The following is a 14,584-nucleotide window of genomic DNA, read 5'->3' as shown; positions in this document are numbered from 1 at the left end:
CCGCTCGTCCCCGCGAAGGCGGGGACCCAGCACAGCCATGTCCGCGAGCACAGAGCAGATGAAATTCACACATATCTGAATTGTGCTTTGTCGGCGCGGTGTGCTGCGCTTCTCAACGAAGGGTCTGATTCCTGGCTTCTTCGGCGCTGGGTCCCCGCCTTCGCGGGGACGAGCGGGGGAGAGGGTGTCGCGCGCATGAAGCGTAGCGGAATCGGGACGAGAATAGCCCAGCCTCGTGAACCGGATTGCGCTTAGCTCCATCCGGGCTGCGGGTGCTAGACGTGATTTCTCGCACGACATAAGTTATCCGAATTCAAGTGGGAGACCCTGATGTCTGAGGAAAAACCAATATTTGAAACCGAACTTGATACGGATATTCCAGACCCCGACGAGCCTCCGCTCAAAGACAGAAAAGTAATCACTCAGCCATATGATCTTGTCGTCGAGTCCTTATCGGACCAGATAAAAGGCGGCACGATATTTTTAAGGCCCTTATCAGATCGTCCTAATTTTCAGAGACAGTATGTATGGACAGACGCACTTGCATCGAAGCTAATAGAATCAATTCTTCTCAACGTCCCCATCCCCCCATGCTACCTTTCGCAAAACGAGGAATTCGAACTTGATGTTATTGATGGGCAGCAACGACTGTATTCCATTTACCGCTTCTTGGATAATCAGTTCAAGTTAGCACCCCTAGAAGTCCTGAAGGAGTTTAGCGGAAAGCGCTTTTACGAACTTCCGACAAAGACGCAGCGCCAACTGAAAACTCATACGCTGAGATGCATACTCATTACAAATGAATCTCATCCCGATATTAAATTCGATGTTTTTGAGCGCCTTAACACAAATACCGTCCCCCTAAATGCTCAAGAGCTTCGAAATTGCGTCTATCGTGGAAGCTTGAACTCCATGCTCAAGTCCGCTTCCGAATACGCCCCATGGCTAGAAATTTTGAAGCGCAAAAAGCCGGATATTAGACTTCGTGATGAGGAGATTATCCTTCGATTCTTTGCCTTCGACCTCCACGGACTCGATTCCTACAGGACACCACAAAAGCATTGGCTGAATGACGCAGCGAAGGCGGGACAAAAATATTCAGACCAAAAGATTAATTCACTACTGGAGCGATGGAAACGAACGATAGACACGTGTCGTATTTGGTTCGACGCAACAGAATGCTTCAGGCGTGAAAAATCGAAGGTCGTAAACAGAGCCCTTTTTGACCTAGTGACCAGCTCAGCAAAAGACGTGCCCCCCGAAGCCGCAAAGAAAGCGCGCATCAATTTTAGAGCCGCGTACTCGCAGCTTGAAGGAAATGAGGAATTTCAAGATCTGATTAGCAGAGCAGTCGATCACACCAGCCGCACTAAGAGACGATTCGAAATTTGGCGAGCCAATATGATGGGAATTCTATAAACGCATGCCTCGCTATACTTCGTCCTACAGCTCATTCCTCAGCAGACTTGATGAGGTGAACGTTCTCAGACGTTCTGCTGCAAAAAAAGAACGAACAAATGCTATTCAGCAGCGGGCTGAAATCGACGCCTTGTGCCGTGGGGCAATTGTGCTCCTTTCGAGTCATGTTGAGGCTTACATTAAGGAACTAGGTGAAATTGCGCTGCAGGCTTTTTTTGATCGAGCAATCCAGCGCAATACATTATCTCTCAGAACATTTTATCATATATCGAAAGATATTATTGATGAAGTAAAAGACACTTCGGACCACGGCAAGATTGCCGAGAAGATGTTTAGGTTTATCGATAGCGACGCTCATTACTGGTCAAAAAGCGGGCCCTTTCAAAGCCCTGTGCCTTCAGCCAGATTTAACAAGGGGTTTTCCAACCCGAAGTTTGACAAGGTGAGCGCATATTTCAATAGATTCGGGTACGATAAGTATCGGGCAGATTTTTATTCGGCGCTACGCTCGAAAGCTCAACCTACGCAGAATATGCTTGATCACTTGGTTGATATTCGAAATAGCATCGCGCACGGCGACCCTAGCGCAACGAAAACTCCTGGCGACCTAAGAGACATGGTCGACACCGTTTCACAGTTCTGCCGCGTTACAGATCAAGTTTTTGGCAGTTGGTGTAGGCGAAATTTTTGCGCTATCCGTTAGCACTAAGGGCCCAAGCCCAGTTCGAGCGCCGCGAAGCTCATCCATGTCCATCGAGGGGCGCGCATCGGGTTTCGCTGCACTTTAGCCACCCCGCAAACAAAACATTACCTCACCAACCGCGCCAAAAACTCCGGCGTCGGATGCCCGTCCGGCGTCATGCCGAACTGCACCTGCATCTTGCGGATATCGTCGCGCAGGTCGAAATCGATCATGCCCTGCCGGTTGTTCGGTGAAAATCCGCGTTCGGCCAGAGCAGCTTGAATGCGCATGCGGTCCTCGCGCGAGAGCTGCACGTCGCCGGCGGGCCAGCGGCCGGCAAAGGGCGGGCGGCCCTTCAGGCGGTCGGCGAGGTGCAGCACCGCGAGCGCGTAGACGTCGGAAATATTGTAGGTCTTGATCACGTCGAAATTCTTCGTGACCAGAAAGGCCGGCCCGCGCGCGCCGGACGGAAAGAACAGGATCGCCTCGTCGCGCACATTGCTGGTCGGCAGATTGCCGCCATCGGCGCGCGTGAAGCCGAGAGTCACCCATTCGCGGAATGAGCCTCTGCTTTTGCGCGGATCGAACTGCTCGGGGACAATCACCTCGAACCCCCAGGGCAGATCGCGCTGCCAGCCATGCGCGCGCAGATAATTTCCGATCGAGGCCAGCACATCGGGCACCGACGTCCATAAATCGCGGCGGCCGTCGCCGTCGAAATCGACCGCCCAGCGCATGAAGCTCGACGGGATGAACTGCGGCTGCCCCATCGCGCCGGCCCAGGAGCCGATCATGCGCTCGGGCGGGATGTGGCCATCCTGCAGGATGCGCAGCGCGGTCAGCAGTTCGTCGCGGGCGAAATCGCCCTTGTAATGGTGGAAGGCGAGCGTGGCGAGCGAGGGGATCACGCGCTTGCCGCCCTGGTTGGCGCCAAAGCTCGTTTCGATGCCCCAGATCGCGACGATAACCTCGCGCGGCACGCCGAATGTCTTCTCGATGTCGTCAAGGAGGCCGCGATGCGCGGCGAGGCGCTTCTGCCCGCCGCCGATGCGCGAGGCCGCCACCATCGCGTTCAGATAATCGCCGACCGGGCGTCCATATTCCGGCTGGCGGCGCGACAGCCGCGCCACCTCGACGTCGTAGGCGACATTGGCCAGCGCGCGGTCGAAGGTGGCGTTCGAGACGCCGCGCGCGAGGGCGAGCGGGCGCAGGGACTCGATATAGCCGCGGAACGAGCGCGCTTGCGGTTCGGGTGCTTGCGGTTCGGGCGCTTGCGCGACCGCGGGGGAGATGAGCGCGAGCAGCATCGCCGCGACCGCCGCAAGTGTCAGCCGCGCAAGTGTCCGCTGCGCACGCATCCACTGCGCACGCATCGGGGACGCCCGCGCTGCCTGGCGACGGGAGGCGGGCACAAGGTTTTGCGCGCAGCCCATGCTGTCGCTCGATCAGCCGTTCTTGCGCGGCGGAGCCGCGATGCCGCCGAGGATCAGGCCGATGAATTGCCCGCCGATGCGTTCGATCGAGGCCTGCTCGCGCACATACCAGGCGGCGCAGCCATTCAGGATCGAAAGGATCGACAGCGTTGCGATCCGGGTGTCGAAATCGGCGCGGAATTCGCCGCTGCGCTGGCCGTCCTTCAACACGCCCTCGAAAATCGCCTCGACCGCGCGCGACACTTTGCCGACCTTGCGGCGGCTATGCGCGGGCAGGAATTGCCGCTGGGTCAGGAACACCTTGACGAAATTGGAGCGGTCGAGCAGCGGCGCGATATGCGCCCGGATCAGCCCCGCGAGACGTTCGCTCGCCGTGCCCGGCCCCTCGGCGATGGCGCATTCGGTTTCGTAAAAGCCCTCGACGCCGCGCATGCAGACGAGTTCGAGCGCCACCTCCTTGGACCGGAAATAATAATACAGGCTGGCCTGGCGGATATTCAGAACGTCGGCGATGTCCTGCGTGGTCGCGCCGTGATAGCCGCGCTCGGCGAAGATCTGCGCCGCCGCCTCGATGATCTCGCCGGACCGCCTGTGGGTGGCGCGCTTCTTGCGCTCCGCACCCTCCTCGGCCCCGCCCCGGCGCAGCGGCGGATCGCGCCGCGGCCGCCCGCGCCGCACGGGACTTGCATCCGCCCCCGCCGCCGATCTAGATTTCATCTATAGACCTATAGAACAAACCCGCTCACGTCCCGGAGGATGCGCCAATGACCACCCTGCCGCAAGGCCGCCCGCCTTTTCGTGCCGACCATATCGGCAGCCTGTTGCGGCCGCAGGTGCTGCGCCAGGCGTTTCGCGATTACGCTGCAAAACGGCTCGACGATGCCGCTTTTGCGAAAATCCAGGACGACTGCATCCGCGACGTCGTGACGATGCAGGAGGAGGTCGGGCTGAAGGTGGTCACCGACGGCGAATTCCGCCGCGGTTCGTACTGGGGCCGCTTCGTCGAGCGGATCGACGGCTTCGCCATCAAGCCCGCGGTGTTCAAGTTCCGCGACGATGCGGGCCACCAGGTCGATTTCACCGCGCCCTATGCGCAGGGCAAGCTCAAGCGCAACAAGCCGCTGGCGCTCGACGAATACGAATTCCTGAAAGGCATCACCGGCGCGACGGCGAAAATCACCCTGCCCGCGCCCTCGACCATGCATTTCTACCGCGCCACCGACTTCGCCGACCGCGCTGCCTATGCGGATACGGCCTCGTTCTTTGCCGATCTCAACCGCATCTTCCGCGAGGAGATTGCCGATCTCGCCAAAGCCGGCTGCAAATATATCCAGCTCGACGAGGTGGCGATCGCGCTTCTGTGCGATCCGGCGATCCGCAAGCAGGTCGAGGCCTGCGGCATGACGCCCGACGACCTGGTCGATCTCTATATCAATGCCATCAACGAATCGGTGAAAGGCGCGCCGGACGATGTGATTTTCGGCGTGCATATGTGCCGCGGCAATTTCAAGGGCCATTACATCGGCGCGGGCGGCTACGAATCCGTCGCCGAACGCTTCTTCAGCGAGACCAGGGTCAACCATTTCCTGCTGGAATACGACACCGAGCGGGCCGGCGATTTCCGTCCCCTGCGCTTCGTCAAGGGCAAGGGCGTGGTGCTGGGCCTCATCTCCAGCAAGACGCCGGTGCTGGAATCGCTCGACGGCCTGCAGCGGCGGGTCGAGGAAGCCACGCAATTCATCGACCTCGACCGGCTCGCGATCTCGCCGCAATGCGGCTTTGCCTCCACCGTCGCCGGCAATCCGGTGACGGAAACCGACGAGCGCAGGAAGCTGGAGCTTGAGGTGAAGGCGGCGCAGGCAATCTGGGGCTGAGCTTTCCCGGCAAAAGTTGCGGGCGCTTGGGAGACCGCGCGCGAATCGTGTCAGAACATGCCGGCGTGACAGGCCTGTTTCCGTCCGCTCGCCGCATTGGACGTTCCAGATGATCCGCCTTGCTGTCGCTGTTGCCGCCTGCGCCCTCCTCACCGCATCTTCGTTCGCGCAGCGTGCGCCCGATGCGCCAGCGCAAGCCAAGGCAGCGCCAAATGCCGCCGGCTATCCGGCTTTGCCGCTGCTCTCCACCTCCACCACCGTGGTCGGGGAGAAGCTGCGCTATCCTGACGGCGAGCCGCATGTGACGGCCGCGATCGTCACGCTTTTGCCCGGCCAGCGCACCATCCCGCACACCCACGGCGTGCCGCTCTTTGCCTATATCCTCGACGGCGAATTGTCGGTCGACTATGGCGCGCATGGCATCCGCACCTACAAGAAGGGCGACAGCCTGATGGAGGCGATGGACGTGGTGCATTTCGGCTTCAATCCGGGGAAAGAGCCGGTGCGCCTGCTCGCGGTCTATATGGGCGCGAAGGGCGCCAAAGATGTCGTGCCGGTGAAGTGAAGCCTGCTGCGGTCAGCGCGCCGCAGCACAGCCGAAATGCCCCAAGATAAGATTATTTACCTATTGCCTGACTGGATAGATTTCCGATGCCGATGAACTCTCCATTCGAACCAAGGTTCTGGCAATCTCGATCACAAATTTTGAAGGCCCATCTGGAGAGCCTCCCGCCCGACAAACTTCTTGCCGTACGACCAGACTACTACGCGCTGCGTTTCGGCCACGCGCGCAAATTCGATCCAAATCAGCCTCGGGTACCGGCAGGCAATCCTGATGGTGGCCAGTGGACCAGCGGAACTGACGGCGAGAGCGCGTCTAGAGTCTTTTCGCTTTTCTTCGAATCGCGAAAAGACTCTAAGTTGTTGCGTTGTGGCGTTTTCTTCACGCGAACCGGTGCCCACTTCGCTCGAAAACGCTATAACTCGGATACTTTCGGAGCTGCGCGCCGCCGCGGCCGCTCCCTTTCCTATTGCATGGCGCAATATACAATCGACAATCTTCTCTGTAGTTCGGTCGAGCCCGCATCGCGACGTTCGGTGTGCCGCGGTCAGGCGACAGAACAACTTTCTGCCTGCCTCGCCGGCCGGCCGACCCCGCCTCTAGTTATTGAGGTCGCCCATGCTCATCGCCACGCGCGTCCTCAAACTTCGCAATACGAACGTCGAGATCGAGATTCCGACCCGCATTTTTGCGCCGCAGCCGCAAGCCGTCGACTGGTCCTGCAAGACCGGGATCGACTGGCCGGACGGGACGGTGACTATGGATGCGATCGGCATTGACGCGGTCCAAGCTCTCGAACTCGGCCTGAAGCTGATCGGCGCACAGCTCTATGCAAGCGATCACCACGCATCCGGCAGACTGATATGGCAGGAGCCCGGAAAGGGCTATGACTTTCCCGTGGTGAACAGTCTGCGCGACATGCTGATCGGCGACGACAAGACGTTTACGTGAGGCGGCTCACGTTGCCTGCGGCCACCCCGCCATCGTCGCGTCGAGCCCGGCCGCCAGCACATCGCCCATGAACAGCATCACGCAATTGCCGCCGGCCTCGATCACCGGCGCGATGCCGTATTTGTTGACCGGACATCCCGACGAGCGGCCGAGCGCGCGCGACAATTCAAGCAGCCGGAAGGCGATGTCGCGCACCTTCTCATGATCGCCGCGGCGCGGCAGTCCGACCGACACCGCAAGGTCCGAGGTGCCGATCTGCGTGGCGTCGCAACCCTCCGCCAGCATGATCTCGCGGGCATGCTCGACGCCGCGCACCGTCTCGATCAGCGCAAAATACAGCATGGCGCCGCCGTCATCGGGACGGATGTCGGTCATCAGCGCGCGGACCGCAGCGATTTCGCCTTCGCTTTCCACATCCGGCATGATGAATCCGTCGATGCCGCAGCCGAGGTAGCGCCGCAGCACGCCCATATCCTTCGACCATGGCCGCAGCAGTGCCGCGGCCCCGCCCAAATGCGCGGCACGCACCAGATCGGGAATGCGCTCGACATCGGGTCCGGCATTCTCGCAATCGATGAAGATGTAGTCGAAGCGCGGAGCGAGCGCGGCAACGAGATCGGCGGAGGAGAATTTCGGCGCGATGCCGATCACGAAGTCGCGGCGCGCGAGGCGCACTTTAAGGTCGGCACGGAGTTGCGACATGAGACGGGCCTGTTCTTCGTGTCATTCCGGGACGCACCAAAGGCGCGGACCCGGAATCCAGCCACGAGCGAGGACCGGTCTGGATTCCGGGCTCGCCCGCCTTCGGCGGCCGCCCCGGAATAACAGCTTATCCCTTGCGCTTGCGGAACGCTTCGATCACCTCGGGCACCGCATCGTCGTTCATCGGTGCCATGATATGGGCGCCCGCAACGCCCGGGATTTCGGAAATCTCCAGGAGGTAATCGGTCAGGATCGCCTTGCCCTCGGCGACCGGATCGGTCGCTGCCTCCATGCGCTCGATCATTGCATCCGGCACGATCGAGCCGAACAGCTTCTCCTTGATCCAGCGCGCCGACTTTGCCGAACGGAACGGCACCACGCCGATGATCATAAAGAGGCCGGGGACGACGCCCTCCTCCTTCAGGCGCGTCGTGTAGCGGCGCAGAACGCCGGCATCCATGCAGAACTGGGTCTGCGCAAAGCGGGCGCCGCCCTCGACCTTGGCCTTCAGGCCGGCCGGCTTCCAGTCCGGCGCGGGATCAATCGGCGCATCGGCGGCACCAAGAAAGAAGTCGGCCTTGCCGCCGATCTTCTTGCCCGACGGCAATTCGCCGGCGTCGCGCATGCGCGCCGCGGTCGCGAGCAGACCCCGCGCATCGAGATCGAAGACCGGCTTGGTCTCGGGCTGATCGCCCTGCGTCGGGTCATCGCCGCGCAACGCCAGAAGATTGCGCACGCCCATGGCAGCCGCCCCCATCAGCGCCCCTTGCAGGCCAAGCCGGTTGCGGTCGCGGCAGGTGAGCTGAAGGATGGGCTCGATCCCATTCATCAGGAGAATGGTGGCGGCGGTGACGGAATCCATATGCGCGCGCGCACCGGCGCCGTCGGTGACGTTGACCGCGTCGGCAAGCCCGCGCAGCGGCAGCGCCTTTTCCAGCAGATCGTTCTTGTCGCAGGAGACGGGCGGGGTGATTTCGGCGGTGAGTACGAATTTGCCGGATTTCAGCGTGTCTTCGAGACGCGCAACACGATCGGACGACATCCAGGACCACACTTGCGTTGAGGTTGCCTCGCCACGGAGGCGGAAGCGTCTACAGGCCCCAATCGGAACGTTGCGTCAAGCGCGAGCCGCGGCCGGCCAGCCGTCGGCCATCGCATCGAGTTCGCGCAGGATCGCGCTGCCCATCTCCGCGGTCGAGAGTGTGGGCTGGCCCGGCCGCGCGATGTCCGCCGTGCGCGCGCCGTTTTCGATGGTGGCGATGGTGGCCGCTTCGAGCAACGCTGCGTCGTCGGGGCGCAGGAAGCTATGGCGCAGGCACATCGCGAAGCTCAGGATTGCGCCGCAGGGATTGGCGATGCCTTTTCCTGCGATGTCCGGCGCGCTGCCATGGATCGGCTCGTAGAGTGCGCGATGGCGCGCCGGACCGTCCGCATCCATCCCGGTCATCGAGGCCGACGGCAGCATGCCGATCGAGCCCGCGGCGGCGGCGCCGATATCGGAGAGAATGTCGCCGAACAGATTTTCGGTCAAAAGCACGTCGAATTGCGCCGGCGCGCGCACCAGCTGCATCGCGGCATTGTCGACGAACAGATGCGTGAGTTCGACGTCGGAATACGCGGTGTCGCGCAGGCGCTGCACCACCTCGCGCCATAGCCGGCTCACTTCAAGCACGTTGCTCTTATCGACCGAGCAGACCCGCTTGCGGCGCGTGCGGGCGAGGTCGAATGCTGCGCGCGTGATCCGCTCGATCTCGGGCTCGCTGTAGATCATGGTGTTGACGCCGCGGCGCACGCCATCGACCGTCTCGATGCCGCGCGGCTTTCCGGTATAGATGCCGCCGGTGAGTTCGCGCACGATCACGAGGTCGGTCTGGCGCAGCACCTCGGCCTTGAGCGGCGAGACCGCATGAAGCGGGGCTGCGGCGCGCACCGGCCGCAGATTGATGAACAGGCCGAGTTCGGTGCGCATGCGCATCAGCCCTGCGCCTTCGGCAGCGCCGGGGATCGTATCGTATTCCGGCGAGCCGATGGCGCCGAACAGGATGGCGTCGGCGGCTTCGATCTCGTCCCAGGTCTCGTCCCGCAGGAACGATCCATGCGCGCGATAGGCGGGAATCCCGAAAGGCTCCTCGTACAGGTCGGCCGGCAGCGCGCGGCGGGCAACGAACCAGTCCACCACCCGGCGGGTCTGCGCGAGGATTTCCGGGCCGATGCCGTCGCCCGGCAGAATGAGGACGCGCTTGCGCGGCGCTGCGGTCACGGCGAGCGCTCCGGCTTTATGCTGCGGCGCGCGCTGCGAAGGCCGGCATGACCTCCCGCGCGAACAGCGTGATGGACTGCGCCGCCGCGTCATGGGCGAGCGTACCGAACATCATCTGCCCGAGCACGTAGTTGACGCCGCTCTCCTCCTGAAGCCGGCTGACATAATCGCGCACCGTGGCGGGCGAGCCGGCAACGCCGTGGCCCATCGCTTCGAGTTCGTCGAAGGTCCTGGGATAGACCGGCACCAGCGGGAACGGCACGCCGGAGCGCTGCCACAGCATCTCGATCGCCTCGCGCCACACTGCATAGGCCGGGCGCGCAAGATCCTTGGCTTCCCTGTCGGTCGGCGCGACCAGGATATGCCGCGTGATCCCCATCATCGGCATGTCGGCTGGGTTGCGGCCAAGCGCGGCCCATTCCTTGCGGTAACGGTCGGTGATCGCACGGGCGCGAGCGGCCGGTCCGAGCGAGACGACGTTGACCGCATTCGGCGCCGCCCAGCCGACCGCGTCCGGATTGGGCGCGCCGTACCAGACCGGCGGATGCGGCCGCTGCACCGGCTTGTTCTGAACGAGGTAGTCCTTGAAGTTGTAGTACTTGCCTTCAAAATTCAGGACGTCGCTTTCGCAGGCCTTCATGATCACAGCGAACGCCTCGTGATACATGGCGGGCGCGTGCGCCGGATCGATGCCGTAGCGCTGATGCTCGACCAAAGCCGCGCCGCGCCCGACCCCGAACATGAGCCGTCCGCCGCTCATGTGGTCGAGCATGCAGACTTCCTCGTAGACCCGCAGCGGATGATACATCGGCAGCACGTAGACCAAGGGGCCGATGCGCAACCTCTTGGTGCGCTGGATCGCGGCGGAGACGAACACGCTCGGCGACGGCACCCAGCCGAGCGGGGTCGAATGATGTTCCGCCATGTGGAAGCCGTAGAAGCCGTCCCGGTCCATGATTTCAAGCAGCTTCAGCCGGTTTTCCAGCATCTCGCCGAGCGGCGTGCCATCGCTGTCGAGATGGTCGAAAATTCCGAATTTCAGCACGAAGCGCTCTCCCTGGCCGGCGTGTCTTGTTCTTGGCGAAGCCCGCAACCAAGCCCAAACACCGCGGCAATTCAAGCTGCGCCGGATGCAGGGCGGGCGGCGCGCATTGCAGAGCGCGCGGTAACGCGCAGGAGCCCTGACCGGCCCGGGCGGCGCGCCCGGTGCGCCGCAAAAAGCCGCATTCTCACGGTCGCGTGAGAGGCCCCCCGCCCCTGAACCGGATAGCCGGCCGGGGCGACCCATACACATCAGGGATGCGATGGGCGCACCCGGAGCAAAACAGGGGACTTCACATGATCCGCAAGACCGTTCTTGGCTTCGCCGCTGCTGCCGCTCTCGTGACCGCCGCACTGGCCCCGACCGCAGCTTCCGCCGGCTATTACGGTGGCTATGGCTACAAGTCGTACTACAAGCCCCATTACGGCTACAGCTACGGCTACAAGTCCCATGGCCATGGCTACGGCTACAAGTCCTACGGCTATCGCTCCTGGGGCTACTAATATTTCCCGCTTCCCGGAAGCGGCAAACCCGGCCTCCCCGCGAGTCCGGGTTTTTTGTTGCGCGCAGACAGGCTATGACGCCCGCGGCCAACCGGTGCGATGGCGCGCCCTGGCAGAATTTGCCGCGAGGACAGCGAGATGGCGGACGACGATCTGAAGGCGGAACTCGAGCGCCTGCGCAATGAAAATGCTGCGCTCAAGAAGGCGCAAACGACCGGTACGCGGATGAAGGTGAGCGACAAGGGCGGGGTCTCGGTCTATGGGCTCGGCCGCTTTCCGGTGACGCTGTACAAGGAACAATGGCTCAAGCTCTTGAATATGGGTGATGAGATCCGCAGCTTCATTGCGGCCAACGAGTCCCAGCTGAAAAGCAAGGACTAGCGGGCCCGGCCGATGGATTGGGGCGCGCTGGTCGAGCAGGCGATTACGGTCGGGCTGACCCAGTTTTTCCTGGTGGCGTTTGTCGCAGGCGTGGTGGTTGGAGTTGCGATCGTGACGATCCGGCGCCGGACGCGGCGCTGATCGCCGGTAATCCGGCGCCGCGCCGACGGCGCGCGGCTGATGGAAACCTCGATCAAGGCGCCGGCGGCGCAGGCCGCCTTCGCATTGCCGGCTTCATGGGCTTTCTTGCCGAATTCGGCGCAGCACGGGACGTCCAGGAGCAGACCAAGACACGCCGGGCGCTGGTTCAGCCGGGCTGACCGGCCGCACCTGCGCTCCGGTATTTCTCGATGAATTGCGCCGCCGGCAGGTTGCGAAAGTCGCCCAGTGCGGCGCGCAACTGCGCATGGCTCCAGTCCCACCAGGCGAGCCGCCGCAATCCCTCGGCGATGGCGTCGGGAAATCGCTGGCGGACCGCGCGCGCCGGATTTCCGGCGACGATGGTATAGTCCGGTACATCCTTGGTCACGACGGCGCCGGCCGCCACCACGGCGCCGGTGCCGACGCTGCGGCCCGGCAGGACGATGGCGCCATGGCCGATCCAGACATCGTGGCCGATGATCACGCGATGCGCGCGCCGCCAGTCGAACACGCCATCGTCGTCGCTCTCGCCTTCGAAATACATGCCGGAGCGATAGGTGAAGTGCGACTGGCTGGCGCGCTGCATCGGATGATTGCCCGGATTGATACGCGTCATCGCCGCGATCGAGCAGAATTTGCCGATACTGGCGTAGGCGATGTCGCTGTCGTTGACCACATAGGAATAGTCGCCGAGTTCCACTTCAAGCAGCCTGGCGCGGGCGCCGATTTCGGTATAGCGGCCGAGCGCGCATGCGCTGAGGCTGGCGGCCGGATCGATCAGCGGCTGTTCGGACAGCATTTTCGGCATGGCACGCCGCCTTAACGGGCTTCAGCGACCGATCAGCCACATCCGCAAATTCTTCGATATCCAGTCGATGATCGCCACCGTGATCAGGATCAGAATCAGGATGAAACAGGCTTCCTCCCAGTGATGGGCGCGGATTCGGTCGGACAACTGGAAGCCGATGCCGCCGGCGCCGACGATGCCGAGAATGGTCGCGGAGCGGACATTGGATTCGAACATATACAGCGCGCTCGACAGGAACATCGGGATCACCTGCGGCAGCATCGCAAAGCGCAGCGTCTGCACATTGTTTGCGCCGGCGGCCTTCAGGCCCTCCGCCGGCTTCTTCTCGATATTTTCCAGCGATTCCGAGAACAGCTTGGCGAGCGTCCCGGTGTCGGAGATCGCAATCGCCATGATACCGGCGAGCGGGCCGAGCCCCACAGCCCGCACGAAAATCAGCGCCCAGATCAGCTGATCGATTCCGCGCAGCATATCCATGAAGCGCCGCACGCCGAACCTCGCGAGTCCGAACGGGAATGTGTTCTTGGCAGCGAGGAATGCCAGCGGAAAGGCCAGGATCGCGGCCAGCGTCGTTCCGATAAACGCCATCGCGATGGTCTCGAGCAGCGCCCAGAAGATTTCGCGCGGATGCTCGCCGGGCATGGGCGGGAACAGCTGGGTTACGATGCCGCCAAGCTCGCCCAGGCCGGACCAAAGCTTGACCGGCGAGAAGTCGAACCGCCACAGGCAGTAGAGAGTGAGCACGGAAAATGCGGTCCAGCCCGCAAGGCGCAGCACTTGCTCGCGCAGCGGTCGCCGGAATGCGAACGGATAGCGACGCTTCAGATCGGCGGCCCGTGCTGCGCTCATTACCCGGTCGATCATTCCAGTGTCTCCCGTCCGATCAGCCAGTGACGCAGCTTCTCGCAGCCGAGATCGATCAAGGTGACCGTGAGGACGATCAGAATGAGAATGGCGCTGATGTCCTCGTAATACAGCGAGCGGACCGCAGTCATCAGCTCCATGCCGATGCCGCCGGCGCCGACAAAGCCGAGAACCGCCGCGGTCCGCACGTTGATCTCAAAGCGCCACAGCACATAGGAGGCGTAATTCGGCATCACTTGCGGCAGCACCGCAAAGCGCATGGTCTGGACCCAGCTGGCGCCGGACGCGCGCAGCCCCTCGACCGGCCCCATGTCGATATTCTCGTTCGCCTCGGAAAACAGTTTGGTATTGGCGCCGAAGGAGTGCAGCGCCATCGCCAGAATGCCGGGCAGCGGCCCGAGGCCGAAGGCGAATACGAAAATCAGCGCAAAGACGAGGTCCGGCACCGTACGGAAGAATTCACCGAGACGGCGCGCCACATGATAGGTCCACATCTGCGGCGTCAGATTGCGCGAGGCGAAAAAGCAAAGGCCGAGCGCCAGGAGCGAGCCCATCAGCGTCGCGAGATAGGCCATCAGCACGGTCTCGAACAGCAGATCGAGCCACTTGCGAATACCATAGAACCATTCGGCAATGTCTGCGCCGAGGCTGTCCCAGCGCAGCACCGGCAGGGTGCGCTGGATATACTCGCCGAGTTTCGGCGCGCCTTCGATCAGCGCCGCGGGGCTGAATTTGCCGACGATCGATGCCCCGAAAAAAAGCAGGGCGAAAAGGGAGACTCCGATCAGCGTCTGCAGACGCCGCTGCCGGCGAAGCGTCATAAACTGACGCTCGAAGGACGGATCGATGACAGGCGGGGCGCCGGGCAGGGATGAAACTAGCCGCATCGCGCGCGCCATCTGTCGGAACGACTTGCCGCAGAATGTCTGGCGCACGGGCTCTTGCGATGCCGTGCGCCGGAC

At 62.3% G+C, this 14,584-nt stretch carries 17 protein-coding genes; 8 read left to right on the top strand and 9 right to left on the bottom strand.

Going from position 1 to position 14,584, the window contains the following annotated elements:
• Positions 1 to 330 precede the first annotated feature (330 nt).
• Both ACK41X_RS11690 and ACK41X_RS11685 read left to right on the top strand, forming a co-directional pair.
• Complete coding sequence (locus ACK41X_RS11690; RefSeq protein WP_409723049.1) at positions 331 to 1,419, top strand: DUF262 domain-containing protein; 1,089 nt, start codon at positions 331 to 333, stop codon at positions 1,417 to 1,419.
• 4 nt (positions 1,420 to 1,423) lie between these two features.
• Entirely contained in the window at positions 1,424 to 2,122 is a 699-nt protein-coding gene (locus ACK41X_RS11685; protein WP_409723048.1) for an MAE_28990/MAE_18760 family HEPN-like nuclease, read from the top strand.
• 104 nt (positions 2,123 to 2,226) lie between these two features.
• Here ACK41X_RS11685 and ACK41X_RS11680 read toward each other — a convergent pair whose 3' ends face one another.
• Both ACK41X_RS11680 and ACK41X_RS11675 read right to left on the bottom strand, forming a co-directional pair.
• Positions 2,227 to 3,474: a lytic murein transglycosylase gene (locus tag ACK41X_RS11680; protein ID WP_409723045.1), complete on the bottom strand. Its 1,248-nt coding sequence runs from the start codon at positions 3,472 to 3,474 to the stop codon at positions 2,227 to 2,229.
• Between the two features lie 72 nt (positions 3,475 to 3,546).
• Positions 3,547 to 4,251, bottom strand: coding sequence for a TetR/AcrR family transcriptional regulator (locus ACK41X_RS11675; RefSeq protein ID WP_409723042.1), 705 nt, complete (start codon positions 4,249 to 4,251; stop codon positions 3,547 to 3,549).
• Between the two features lie 47 nt (positions 4,252 to 4,298).
• On the opposite strand from ACK41X_RS11675, the gene ACK41X_RS11670 reads away from it, so the two are divergent.
• The 3 genes from ACK41X_RS11670 to ACK41X_RS11660 all read left to right on the top strand — a co-directional run bounded on the left by ACK41X_RS11670 (position 4,299) and on the right by ACK41X_RS11660 (position 6,921).
• Positions 4,299 to 5,408, top strand: coding sequence for a 5-methyltetrahydropteroyltriglutamate--homocysteine S-methyltransferase (locus tag ACK41X_RS11670; protein WP_409723039.1), 1,110 nt, complete (start codon positions 4,299 to 4,301; stop codon positions 5,406 to 5,408).
• A gap of 109 nt (positions 5,409 to 5,517) precedes the next feature.
• Positions 5,518 to 5,973: a cupin domain-containing protein gene (locus ACK41X_RS11665; RefSeq protein WP_409723036.1), complete on the top strand. Its 456-nt coding sequence runs from the start codon at positions 5,518 to 5,520 to the stop codon at positions 5,971 to 5,973.
• A gap of 615 nt (positions 5,974 to 6,588) precedes the next feature.
• Positions 6,589 to 6,921: a DUF6968 family protein gene (locus ACK41X_RS11660; protein WP_409723034.1), complete on the top strand. Its 333-nt coding sequence runs from the start codon at positions 6,589 to 6,591 to the stop codon at positions 6,919 to 6,921.
• Positions 6,922 to 6,927: 6 nt separating this feature from the next.
• Here the strand turns inward: ACK41X_RS11660 and ACK41X_RS11655 are convergent, their stop codons facing one another.
• The 4 genes from ACK41X_RS11655 to ACK41X_RS11640 form a co-directional block, all read right to left on the bottom strand.
• Entirely contained in the window at positions 6,928 to 7,623 is a 696-nt protein-coding gene (locus ACK41X_RS11655) for an aldolase/citrate lyase family protein (RefSeq protein WP_409723031.1), read from the bottom strand.
• 127 nt (positions 7,624 to 7,750) lie between these two features.
• Positions 7,751 to 8,665 carry a methylenetetrahydrofolate reductase gene (locus tag ACK41X_RS11650; RefSeq protein ID WP_409723028.1) on the bottom strand — a complete coding sequence of 305 codons (915 nt, stop codon included), beginning with the start codon at positions 8,663 to 8,665 and terminating at the stop codon, positions 7,751 to 7,753.
• 75 nt (positions 8,666 to 8,740) lie between these two features.
• On the bottom strand, positions 8,741 to 9,883 hold the full coding sequence (gene leuB, locus ACK41X_RS11645; RefSeq protein ID WP_409723025.1) for a 3-isopropylmalate dehydrogenase: 1,143 nt from the start codon (positions 9,881 to 9,883) through the stop codon (positions 8,741 to 8,743).
• Between the two features lie 16 nt (positions 9,884 to 9,899).
• Positions 9,900 to 10,928, bottom strand: coding sequence for an LLM class flavin-dependent oxidoreductase (locus ACK41X_RS11640; protein WP_409723022.1), 1,029 nt, complete (start codon positions 10,926 to 10,928; stop codon positions 9,900 to 9,902).
• Between the two features lie 293 nt (positions 10,929 to 11,221).
• Here ACK41X_RS11640 and ACK41X_RS11635 point away from each other — a divergent pair, with 293 nt between their 5' ends.
• The 3 genes from ACK41X_RS11635 to ACK41X_RS11625 all read left to right on the top strand — a co-directional run bounded on the left by ACK41X_RS11635 (position 11,222) and on the right by ACK41X_RS11625 (position 11,950).
• A complete protein-coding gene (locus ACK41X_RS11635) occupies positions 11,222 to 11,428 on the top strand; it encodes a hypothetical protein (protein ID WP_409723019.1) in 207 nt (68 codons plus the stop codon).
• 138 nt (positions 11,429 to 11,566) lie between these two features.
• Positions 11,567 to 11,809, top strand: a complete 243-nt coding sequence (locus ACK41X_RS11630) for a hypothetical protein (RefSeq protein WP_409723016.1) — start codon at positions 11,567 to 11,569, stop codon at positions 11,807 to 11,809.
• Positions 11,810 to 11,821: 12 nt separating this feature from the next.
• Positions 11,822 to 11,950: a hypothetical protein gene (locus ACK41X_RS11625; protein ID WP_409723013.1), complete on the top strand. Its 129-nt coding sequence runs from the start codon at positions 11,822 to 11,824 to the stop codon at positions 11,948 to 11,950.
• A gap of 166 nt (positions 11,951 to 12,116) precedes the next feature.
• Here the strand turns inward: ACK41X_RS11625 and ACK41X_RS11620 are convergent, their stop codons facing one another.
• From ACK41X_RS11620 to phnE (ACK41X_RS11610), 3 genes are read right to left on the bottom strand one after another with little or no spacing between them, the layout of a single operon-like run.
• Positions 12,117 to 12,758, bottom strand: a complete 642-nt coding sequence (locus ACK41X_RS11620; RefSeq protein ID WP_409723010.1) for a DapH/DapD/GlmU-related protein — start codon at positions 12,756 to 12,758, stop codon at positions 12,117 to 12,119.
• Between the two features lie 21 nt (positions 12,759 to 12,779).
• Positions 12,780 to 13,622 carry a phosphonate ABC transporter, permease protein PhnE gene (gene phnE, locus ACK41X_RS11615; protein ID WP_409723007.1) on the bottom strand — a complete coding sequence of 281 codons (843 nt, stop codon included), beginning with the start codon at positions 13,620 to 13,622 and terminating at the stop codon, positions 12,780 to 12,782.
• Positions 13,619 to 14,509 carry a phosphonate ABC transporter, permease protein PhnE gene (phnE, locus tag ACK41X_RS11610; RefSeq protein ID WP_409723004.1) on the bottom strand — a complete coding sequence of 297 codons (891 nt, stop codon included), beginning with the start codon at positions 14,507 to 14,509 and terminating at the stop codon, positions 13,619 to 13,621. The genes phnE (ACK41X_RS11615) and phnE (ACK41X_RS11610) overlap by 4 nt, the downstream gene beginning before the upstream one ends.
• Between the last annotated feature and the right edge of the window lie 75 nt (positions 14,510 to 14,584).

It is taken from the genome of Pseudorhodoplanes sp. (assembly GCF_046289595.1).
GTDB lineage: Bacteria > Pseudomonadota > Alphaproteobacteria > Rhizobiales > Xanthobacteraceae > Pseudorhodoplanes.
The sequence above is the reverse complement of the archived record's forward strand: the minus strand, read 5'-3'. Positions and strand labels throughout refer to the sequence as shown.

Coding starts and splice junctions, on each gene's coding strand:
- ACK41X_RS11625 (WP_409723013.1), top strand. CDS start 11,822: ATGGATTGGGGCGCGCTGGTCGAGCAGGCGATTACGGTCGGGCTGACC.
- ACK41X_RS11665 (WP_409723036.1), top strand. CDS start 5,518: ATGATCCGCCTTGCTGTCGCTGTTGCCGCCTGCGCCCTCCTCACCGCA.
- ACK41X_RS11680 (WP_409723045.1), bottom strand. CDS start 3,474: ATGCGTGCGCAGTGGATGCGTGCGCAGCGGACACTTGCGCGGCTGACA.
- ACK41X_RS11685 (WP_409723048.1), top strand. CDS start 1,424: ATGCCTCGCTATACTTCGTCCTACAGCTCATTCCTCAGCAGACTTGAT.
- phnE (WP_409723004.1), bottom strand. CDS start 14,509: ATGCGGCTAGTTTCATCCCTGCCCGGCGCCCCGCCTGTCATCGATCCG.
- ACK41X_RS11675 (WP_409723042.1), bottom strand. CDS start 4,251: ATGAAATCTAGATCGGCGGCGGGGGCGGATGCAAGTCCCGTGCGGCGC.
- ACK41X_RS11660 (WP_409723034.1), top strand. CDS start 6,589: ATGCTCATCGCCACGCGCGTCCTCAAACTTCGCAATACGAACGTCGAG.
- ACK41X_RS11650 (WP_409723028.1), bottom strand. CDS start 8,665: ATGTCGTCCGATCGTGTTGCGCGTCTCGAAGACACGCTGAAATCCGGC.
- ACK41X_RS11655 (WP_409723031.1), bottom strand. CDS start 7,623: ATGTCGCAACTCCGTGCCGACCTTAAAGTGCGCCTCGCGCGCCGCGAC.
- ACK41X_RS11635 (WP_409723019.1), top strand. CDS start 11,222: ATGATCCGCAAGACCGTTCTTGGCTTCGCCGCTGCTGCCGCTCTCGTG.
- ACK41X_RS11690 (WP_409723049.1), top strand. CDS start 331: ATGTCTGAGGAAAAACCAATATTTGAAACCGAACTTGATACGGATATT.
- ACK41X_RS11620 (WP_409723010.1), bottom strand. CDS start 12,758: ATGCCGAAAATGCTGTCCGAACAGCCGCTGATCGATCCGGCCGCCAGC.
- ACK41X_RS11630 (WP_409723016.1), top strand. CDS start 11,567: ATGGCGGACGACGATCTGAAGGCGGAACTCGAGCGCCTGCGCAATGAA.
- ACK41X_RS11670 (WP_409723039.1), top strand. CDS start 4,299: ATGACCACCCTGCCGCAAGGCCGCCCGCCTTTTCGTGCCGACCATATC.
- phnE (WP_409723007.1), bottom strand. CDS start 13,622: ATGATCGACCGGGTAATGAGCGCAGCACGGGCCGCCGATCTGAAGCGT.